The sequence below is a fragment of the Peribacillus sp. P4_B1 genome, assembly GCF_056402395.1.
In genome coordinates this window covers 1-9,562 of the sequence record NZ_JBFUHM010000089.1, presented here as the reverse complement: position 1 = coordinate 9,562, position 9,562 = coordinate 1, and the positions used below count along the sequence as shown (strand labels likewise).

Annotated in this window: 6 protein-coding genes and 2 pseudogenes; 1 reads left to right on the top strand and 7 read right to left on the bottom strand. The window is 35.6% G+C overall.

The window, feature by feature from the left end:
* The 7 genes and pseudogenes from AC1DVK_RS25640 to galU form a co-directional block, all read right to left on the bottom strand.
* Nucleotides 1-312, bottom strand: a pseudogene (locus tag AC1DVK_RS25640) (glycosyltransferase); the annotation flags it as partial.
* Nucleotides 309-647 (bottom strand): hypothetical protein, encoded by a 339-nt coding sequence (locus AC1DVK_RS25635; RefSeq protein ID WP_061463337.1) that lies wholly within the window; start codon nt 645-647, stop codon nt 309-311. The gene AC1DVK_RS25635 and the pseudogene AC1DVK_RS25640, both read right to left, overlap by 4 nt.
* A 501-nt stretch (nt 648-1,148) precedes the next feature.
* Nucleotides 1,149-2,153, bottom strand: a complete 1,005-nt coding sequence (locus tag AC1DVK_RS25630) for an NAD-dependent epimerase (RefSeq protein ID WP_061463338.1) — start codon at nt 2,151-2,153, stop codon at nt 1,149-1,151.
* A gap of 410 nt (nt 2,154-2,563) precedes the next feature.
* A complete protein-coding gene (locus AC1DVK_RS25625) occupies nt 2,564-3,745 on the bottom strand; it encodes a hypothetical protein (RefSeq protein ID WP_477627699.1) in 1,182 nt (393 codons plus the stop codon).
* Between the two features lie 2 nt (nt 3,746-3,747).
* Nucleotides 3,748-5,286, bottom strand: coding sequence for a glycosyltransferase (locus AC1DVK_RS25620; RefSeq protein ID WP_477627698.1), 1,539 nt, complete (start codon nt 5,284-5,286; stop codon nt 3,748-3,750).
* 422 nt (nt 5,287-5,708) lie between these two features.
* Nucleotides 5,709-7,028, bottom strand: coding sequence for a UDP-glucose dehydrogenase family protein (locus AC1DVK_RS25615; protein ID WP_477627697.1), 1,320 nt, complete (start codon nt 7,026-7,028; stop codon nt 5,709-5,711).
* Nucleotide 7,029: 1 nt separating this feature from the next.
* The gene (gene galU, locus AC1DVK_RS25610) at nt 7,030-7,935 is read right to left on the bottom strand and encodes a UTP--glucose-1-phosphate uridylyltransferase GalU (protein ID WP_477627696.1); all 906 of its coding nucleotides are present in this window, start codon (nt 7,933-7,935) and stop codon (nt 7,030-7,032) included.
* A gap of 1,390 nt (nt 7,936-9,325) precedes the next feature.
* On the opposite strand from galU, the pseudogene AC1DVK_RS25605 reads away from it, so the two are divergent.
* A pseudogene (locus tag AC1DVK_RS25605) lies at nt 9,326-9,562 on the top strand (DDE-type integrase/transposase/recombinase); the annotation flags it as partial.

The window sequence follows — 9,562 nt, the reverse complement described above, 5'->3', positions numbered from 1 at the left end:
GTCAGAACCATCGCGCCCTCTAATGCTAACAATCAATGGGATATTATATTTTTCACATACAGGCAAAATTTCTTGTCCATGTTTTCCGTGATGAGCATGAATGGCTATGATTTCTTGTTCTTTGAAGAAATTTTCTAGATCTTTAATCTTGTTTAAATTATAGTAGTTTTCAAAGGGGAATTCTGTATGGTTGGTATCGTCGAATGGGCCGATTACGATTGAGCGATAGCTACTTATTTTTACGATTTGATTATATATAAAACGTTGGTGTGTTTTAATGTTTTCACTTACAAAATAAGCAATAGTTTTCATCCAGCCTCAGTCCCTTTAACAAGAAATTCATATTTGCTCTTCTCGCGTCCTGCTAAAACTAATAGCTCTTGATAATTGCCTAATTTTTTTATTTTTCCTTGTTCTTCAATTTGTTTCACTTGCTTGTGAAATTCATGAGGGAACATGGAATCAGCTTTATAAATGTCTTTGTATGGTAGGTCTTCAGAACAAACTTTAAGGTAGTTTTCAAACAGAGGATTTAATTTGAATAGAAGATCTTTTGCAGAATTACGTGTAAGGGACGTCATGAGAAAATCTGACAAATTATACTCCTTAAGAACTTCCAATGGAGTTTTCATATTTTTAGGGTTCAAATTACTTTCTCCTTTTATTAACTAACATATTTTTAATTATTCTTTTTGCTTGCATGTAATTTACCTATTTACCTATCTCTTTTTATTTGATTTTAGGCTTTTACTCATTAAATTTTTAATTATATTGATCTGCTGCCATGTACACTTCAAATCTACTAATATCGAATCTTTCTCCATCAATCGTTTTCCCCATAGACATTCTATAATTTTCATCATTTCATTAATGGCATCTGTTATTTGACCTTTCATCACCAACTCCAGGATTTATTTTTTCTAAAGTGTCAATGACAGCTAAATTTGACGGTGGATCATTTGATGGTTTTAAACGTTATTGAAATTTCACCTATGCCGAATTATATTTCCTCAAGGCCTGACGCCATTACCTCATCTTTTGTTATCATTATCAAGTTGAGGTGATTGAAATTTTTTAATTTACTGACTGAAGCAGAGATTCCATCATTATTTTTTATCCACTAATATAAATTCACTACTTCTTTTTCCTTATTTATTGTACTTATTGTACCAATTTACAAAATGAGTTAAACCTTCTTCTATTCTTGTTGAAGGATAGAACCCCACATCAGCATGCAAATCGGCAATATCTGCATATGTCTCCTTAACATCTCCCGGTTGCATTGGTAAGAACTCTATTTTTGCCTTTTTGCCAATTAGTTTCTCTAATGTGTTAATGAAATCCATTAATTTTACGGGCTTATTGTTACCGATATTATAAATTTTGTATGGGGCATAACTTGAACTTGAATCAGGATTAGCTCTATCCCATCCAATATTACAAACCGGTGGTTTATCAAGTAATCGGATTATTCCTTCAACAATATCATCAATATAAGTAAAGTCTCTTCTCATATCCCCATTATTAAAAACCTTTATTGTATTCTCTTCAATAATATTTTTAGTAAAAGAGTAATAAGCCATATCAGGTCTCCCCCATGGACCATACACCGTAAAGAAACGGAGTCCAGTGGTTGGAATATTATATAAATGACTATAAGTATGAGCCATTAATTCATTAGACTTTTTAGTGGCAGCATATAAACTTACTGGATGATCCACTTGGTCTTTGGTTGAGAAGGGGATATTAATATTTGCTCCATATACAGAACTTGAGGATGCATAAATTAAGTGCTTTACATTATTTTGTCGACAGACCTCTAAGATATTTACAAACCCAACTAGGTTGGAATTAACATAAGAATCCGGGTTGTCTATGCTATAACGTACTCCAGCCTGAGCTGCTAAGTTGATGACTATATCAATGGTTCTGTCTTTAAATAATTGATTTAATTTTTCTTTATCCAACAAATCCATTTTATGGAATTCGAAATCAGGGTTTTCTTCTAATATCTTGAGTCGATTGTTCTTTAAAGAAACATCATAATAATCATTAATATTGTCTACTCCTATAACATTGATATCTTGGGCTAACAAACGTTTTGTTAAATGGAAACCAATGAAACCTGCAGCCCCTGTTACTATAATGTTCATAGTATTGATTTCAATCCTTTCTATATAATTGGATTTTGACACCTTTCTGGAACACTGAGTAAGCATCCGTATTTATATATATTGATACTTTCGATCCTTTACAATAACAGAACAGTGTTCATTATGACGGATATAAAGAGGGGGCAAACTCAAAATCTTCATGGGGGAGAGACTTACGTTTTATTCGTAATCCACCAATGACATGATATCCTTTTTCGCTTTAAGCCTTATGAGTTTTCCACTCTTATACCCGCTGTGAACTAGCACCTACGAATGAAGTTTAAGCTAAAACGTTCTCGGAAACCGTTGAATGCAAAATCACCATAGGTTTTGATATGCTCATTTTTTGTGATAACTAAAACTTCAACAATTAGGAGTAATACCTTTTTAATTTTTTCGTTAGGATTCAGTTACATAAGCGTATTTTCATTTTCATCTAATGGGATTGGTGTTTTTGTCCATTCAGCATACGTATCAGGATCTATTGCTTGCACTTGTTCTAGAAAAGAATCTAAAAAATTTCTTTCTCGCAGGTCTTTAAATAACTCGAGAGGTCTTTTTTGTTCACGTGAAAACGAGTACACATGATCGACTAATTTAAAACCATTTCTGGTTATAATAATATGCCTAAGTGGGGCATCAATTTGTTTGAAACCTGATGTTTCCATTGTTTTCAATATATAGAGTAATCGTCTTGTTATATCCTCAGAAAGTACAGATTGTTTTTTTAGAAACGTATTTAAATCAGGCCCTAATAGATATTCCATTAAAATATAATTTGGTCCTGTTTCAAAGACTTTCGGGATAAAAGGCAAGTCTTGACTTGATAAGAGAACCTTTTTTTCCTGATTTGCATGTTCAGTTTTCCCGTAAAGTTTTACGCATTGGTCTTCAGACACTCGATAAACAGCACCTTGATGTCCTTTTCCAATTAGTGTTTGTGTAATAGCGCTATCCACTTTTACTCCACTCCCTGACCCTCCAGAGAGGACAGGAATGTTTCTAAAGTCCAAACTATTTTGATTGAAATAATTCTCCCACTCATTGAAGGTATCCGGTTCAAGCGTTTTCACTTGGGCTAAGAACGAGTCCTTTAACAGGATTATTTTTAAATCTCTTAATAATTTTAATGGTACAGGGTGCATTCTTTTGAAGGAATTTACATGGTCAATTACCTTAAGTTCCTCATTACCAAGGACAAAAATATGGCGCAAAGGGGCATCTATCATGGTGAATTTTGCTTGTTTTAATTCCTTTAATATATAGAGAAGTTTCTTTACTATAGAATCAGGGATATAGGTACAATTTCTAAGGTATTCTTTTAAGGTTGGAGCATTAAAATATTCCATGACTATATAGTTTGAACCTGTATCATATACCACAGGCATAAAGGGTAAATGTTGTCCTGCTTTAAGGGCTTCTTCCTCCATTCTCGCTTGTACCGGATCTGAATAGATTTTCACACATTTATCTTCTGCAAGTTTAAATACTGCACCTTGAGCACCCATTCCTATCAGCGGATAGGTAGTGGGATTGTGAATTTCTAAGGATTTTTCACCTTTGGTTACCGTAATAGTTTTAAAATCCTCCATGATCATCCTCCTGACTGCTTATCTTTAGCCTGCTGTTGAAGCTTTTGAAGCTTTTGAATTTTATTAAGGGCTTTTTTGACTTTTTCAGCTTTTTGAGCCTTTTTTTCTTTTTTACGAGATGCTATTGTTTCATCATCTTTAGCCTGCTGTTGATATTTAGCTTTTTTGTCTTTTTTGTCTTTGTTTTCTTTTTTGTCTTTTTTATTAGATGCTACTACTAATTCATCTTTATCTTTTTTATCTTTATCTTTTTTATCTTTATCTTTATCTTTAGTCTGCTGTTGAAGCTGCTGAATATAATTAAGGGCTTTTTTGACTTTTTCGGCTTTTTTATCTTTTTTACTAGGCTCTACTGATTCGCCATCATATTTAACTTGCTGTTGAGGCTGTTCAGTATTCTTAAGGGTTTTTTTATCTTTTTTGTTCTTTTTATCCTTTTTATCCTTTTTGCTAGGTGTTACTGAATTTTGTTCACCTTTTGTATAAGGAGCTACTAGTTCATCATAAAATTCAGCTTGTTGTTGAAGCTGTTGGACGAGGTTAAAGTTTTGTTCAATTTTTTGACGAGCCGCTACTGTATATGTTTCCCACAGCTCTCTGTTAGTTAGCATGAATTCAAGAGCCTCTGCCAGTTCATCTACATTGTTTTCTTGTACTAATACTCCCTCTTTCTTATTTGTTATTAATTCAGGGATGCCGGCATGATTGGTCGAAATCACTGGTACCCCAACCGCCATAGCTTCTTTTAATGTATTAGGTATACCTTCTACATCTCCATCGGCAGCTTCTAAGCTAGCGGCGCAAAATATATCTGCATTGGTCATTTGTTCTCGTACTTGATCTTTAGGGAGATGATTTAATAAACGAAAAGAATCTCCTAAATTAAGTTCATTTGCCAAAGAATTGATATATTCTTTAAGCTCCCCTCTCCCGATAATTGTCAGGGTTGCATTTGGAAATTTACCTCTGATTTTTTGAAAAGCTTGCATTAAGATATGGTGTCCTTTTTTTTCCACCAACCTACCGATGGATAAAATGTTTTGAAAGCCCTCTTTAGGTGAAGTTCGGTATTTGAATTGGTTAAGGTCAACACCGCCGTATAACACTCTAATTTTTTCTGGAGGACACCCCCAAGCAATTAACCTATCAGCTAAATACTGACAAACTGGAAAAAAACGCTCACCTCGATCAAATAGCATTTTCATGTTATCTAGATAGCCAATGGGCTGATTAGCTAGGGTTGCATCCCTGCCTCGAATACTTGTTACCAACGGAAGGTTGGTTTCTTCTTTAAAAGGAAGTAATAATACCCCTAATTGACCATGGTGAGCATGTAGGAGGGAGATATTATTTCTTTCTACATATTCCTTTGGAGAAAAAATTTCATTGAGATAATGAACCTTCTCATTCAGAAGAGAAAGATCTACCATATACTTAGGTTGTCGTACCATATGAATATAATCATAATCAGGAACCTCTCGAATCTGTGAGATATATTGGGTCGGGTCGACTCTTAAATTCAAATGCATAACTGTATGCAAATAAATGATCTCCTTTCATGCATAGTAAGCAAATTTCCTGGACCTTTTCAAGTATATTATGCAGTACTCTTTAGGTACGCATGGACTAATAACATACAGTAAAGCTAAATGGCAGTGAGTATGCGTTTACTTAATATAAAGGTGAGTTAAGTAAGTGCTATGACACAAGAGTATTTGCAAACAATGATACTAATATAACATGCTAATAATTGACGTTTTTCTATGGTTCTAATGGTCGATGAAGATTTTTCTTTTATTTAAAGAAATATAAAAAAAGCACCCAAGAACTATATCAAAGGTGCTGCATTGCCAGTTTGCCCGCCTATAGAATAACAACTCCCTCATTGAATGGTTAAGTTAACCTAATATATGGCTTTAAAAAATCATGTTCTCGTTAATAAAGTGTTAGAAAAAGTTTCGTTTTATGTCATACCAATAACAATTGCTGGCCTTCCTATTGGATAATATTCAATTTTCTTGCAAGCTCTGATTCGATTTTCTTCAAGACAATTTCTACCATCAAAAACAATCTTTTGTTTCATTGTGTTCATCAATGTCTCCAGATCTAAATGTCTAAACTCATTCCATTCGGTAACAATAAATACAGCATCCGCATCCACTGTCGCTTCGTGAACTGAGCTGGCAAATCTAATTGTATCCCCTAATATGTTCTTCGCATTATCTATTGCAACCGGATCATAAGCTACCACTTCTGCTCCAAGTTTGGTTAATGAACGCGCAATTTTGATTGATGGCGCTTCCCTCATATCGTCTGTCTCTGGCTTGAAAGCAAGACCAAGCATTGCAACCTTTTTCCCTTTTAAATCCCCCAAGCGATTTATCGCTTTCGTTACAAGGATTTCCTGCTGAAAATCATTAATCGCTACTGTTTCTTTTAACAAGGAAAAATGTACTCCATTTAACTTGGCAGTATGAAGCAACGCTTTAACATCCTTTGGAAAACAAGATCCACCATAACCAATACCGGGCTGTAAAAAAGCTTCTCCAATCCTTTTATCTTTTCCCATTCCCTTTACTACATCTTTAACATCTGCACCTACTGCTCCGCATAAATTGGCAACTTCATTGATAAAGCTAATCTTAGTCGCCAAAAAGGCATTAGAAGCATACTTAATCATTTCCGCACTTCTAATACTTGTTAGTATAAATGGTACATTTAACGGACGATACATTTCTTGGACTTTCTTAGCCGCCTCATCATTTTCAGAACCGATGATGATTCTATCTGCTTTCATCGTATCCATAACGGCTGATCCTTGTCTTAAAAATTCAGGATTTGAAACCATATTAAAGGTGACCTTTTCGTTACAAAGTTCTTCCATAATTTTTTTAATAAAATCATTCGTACCAACTGGCACAGTACTCTTTATAACAACTACTGAACTCTGCACTAGGTTCGCAGCAATATCCTTCGCGGCTTGCACAATATACGATAAATCTGCTCCCCCATCCTCCATTTGCGGTGTACCTACGGCAATGATGATAATCTCGGCACCATTTAGCGCCTCTCGATGAGATGTTGTAAACAGCAGTCTGCCCGCTGCGGCATTTTGAGCAAGCAAATTCTCCAGACCCGGTTCATATATTGGAGAAACCCCTTGACGTAAACTTTTAATTTTCTGTTCATCTGTATCGATACAAATGACACTATGCCCTATTTCGGACAAACAAACACCAGTGGACAGCCCGACATAACCTGTACCCAAAACGGCTATTTTCATATTATTCAAGCTCTCTCTTTTTAATCTGAAGGTTTTCTTTCTTAATTACATCCCTTAAATAGGAAAGTACTTCATCTCTTATATCATCCCTGCGTAAAGCAAAGTCGATTGTTGCTTTAATGAATCCAACTTTATCACCAATATCATATCGGTTTCCCTCAAAGTTATATGCTAATACGGCCTGCTGCTTATTTAGCTCATTTATGGCATCAGTAAGTTGTAATTCATTACCATGTCCAACCGGAAGCTTTGATAGTGTTTCAAAAATCTCAGGTCTAAAAACATAACGCCCCATTATCGCATATCTGGAAGGAGCCTCTTCCTTTTTCGGTTTTTCCACCAAAGAATCGATATGAAAAAGGTTAGGCTCAATCATTGTACCTTTTGGCTTAATAATTCCATATTTACTGACATCCTTTTCCGGTACATTCTGAACAGCTACGACAGAACTGTTGCAATACTCAAAAACACTGATGATTTGTTTCAGACAGGGTGTTTTAGACATAACGATGTCATCCCCTAACAAAACAGCAAAAGGTTCATTTCCAATGAAGCTTTTAGCACAGAGAATTGCATGTCCTAGCCCCATCGGTTCCTTTTGGCGGACATAATAGATATTTGCCAAACTAGATATTTTCTGAACTTCCTCTAAAATATCTAGCTGATTTTTTCTTAAAAGTGCATCTTCCAACTCATAGGATTTATCAAAATGATCCTCTATTGATCTTTTTCCTCTACCGATTATGATAATAATTTCCTCTATACCCGAAGCTACTGCTTCTTCAACAATATATTGAATCGTTGGTTTATCAACAATCGGCAGCATTTCCTTAGCCTGAGCTTTTGTTGCAGGCAAAAATCGGGTCCCAAGGCCTGCGGCCGGAATAATGGCCTTTCGGATTTTCATAAGCTTCCTCCCTTTGTCATTCATTAATCCTTTATATGCAATAGGACAACTTCCGGTCTAGTTAGAAGCCCAATTAGTCCTTTTTTATTTAACGGGGACCAGTAGGCTATACATTCAAGAATCCCAAACTGGCTGTGGCCGAGCGTCGCAACCTGTCGGTTAGTGCCAAATTAAAAACTCCATTACACTTTTTATGCAATGGAGTTACCATGGTTTTGGAGTAATGGTCGATATAATAAACCACTGTGTGAGCTTTTTTGCGGCTTTGTAGCCAAACGATTTCCTTTTTTCTTTCTTTGAAAAACTCCAGCTGTCAGAAATGAGAGCAACAATTTCTTTGATTAAAATAATGGGTATCGCAGATCCCGTTTTTAGTGATGAATAATTTATAAGGTTTTTTTTCATAAATACATTTCCGTTCCCTTTTATATCAAAATATATGATCGACTGTATTCATGATTTTGAGGGGGAAATTTTTACTGATAAATTCTTAATCTAATATTTGAGAAGACAATAAAAAAGGGAGGTTTATTAACCCTCTCCATTTTTAATTAGATTGTTATCAGGCGTGATTAATAAAAGTATGATCTATGTTGAAATGGATATTGTTTAGGCATTTTATTAACTAGCTCCTAAAGCAGCAACTCTTCTCATCCTTGTTGAGGTTTAAGGCAACACTACTACTTTCTCCGTACATGAAGAGCAAAACTTGGCATATTGGATACATTTCTAATGAATCATTCCACTCCATTTGCCACCATCGGCTGGGTCCCATGGGCGCCATCGAAGCATAGGTTTCGAATTCTGTAGGAAAACTCCCTACACCAACTACTTCGATATATTTGAAGTTGGTTTCTAAACCCTTTGAAGAGGCTCAAATAATTAGGGATGCACATTTGTCGAACAGGAGTGGGGAATACTGTGAAACCGGCCTCCGTATCGGGGACCTTGCTCCGACTAACCAAGCAACAGATCCTGGAACTCAAAGGCAAACAAAACAAGATCTCCGGGTCAAGGAAGGCAAAGCAGAAAAAATCCGCGATATGTATATCGCGAATTGCTTTCAGGAGGTCTGTTGCTATGCCAAAAACGTCCAGAGTCCCTACTATTTATTCCCGTCCAGAAAGGTAGGCCTAACTCAGGCCTACAGGCAGTTAAATTAGGCCGCAGAGTTTGCTGGCGTGTAGTATGTCAGAAATCATACCTTATGAAAGACATTTGGCTATTGGTTTTACAAAGCCACGAAGGATATTACCATTCTGCAACAGATCCTGCATCATTCCTATCCTTCTGTCACCCTACGCTACATGGGTATTACCGAAGAAGAAACAAACGATATACTAAAAACATTTAGCGTTTTCATTATTAAAAAATAAAAATGACGCATTCAGAAAACATACTCAGTCGCAAGTTCATAGCAGACCAACCGAATCAAAAATGGTGTACAGATGTCACGGAGTTTAAATATGGGAATGGCAAAAAGGCTTATTTAAGCGCCATTATTGATTTATACGATAATTCGATTGTGAGTTATGTATTAGGGCATTCGAATAACAATAAACTTGTATTTCAAACGATGACACCAGCCATACAAAAATTAAAAGAGGATGAGCATCCACTTATTCAT

Coding starts and splice junctions, on each gene's coding strand:
- AC1DVK_RS25625 (WP_477627699.1), bottom strand. CDS start 3,745: ATGGAGGATTTTAAAACTATTACGGTAACCAAAGGTGAAAAATCCTTA.
- galU (WP_477627696.1), bottom strand. CDS start 7,935: ATGAAAATCCGAAAGGCCATTATTCCGGCCGCAGGCCTTGGGACCCGA.
- AC1DVK_RS25615 (WP_477627697.1), bottom strand. CDS start 7,028: ATGAAAATAGCCGTTTTGGGTACAGGTTATGTCGGGCTGTCCACTGGT.
- AC1DVK_RS25630 (WP_061463338.1), bottom strand. CDS start 2,153: ATGAACATTATAGTAACAGGGGCTGCAGGTTTCATTGGTTTCCATTTA.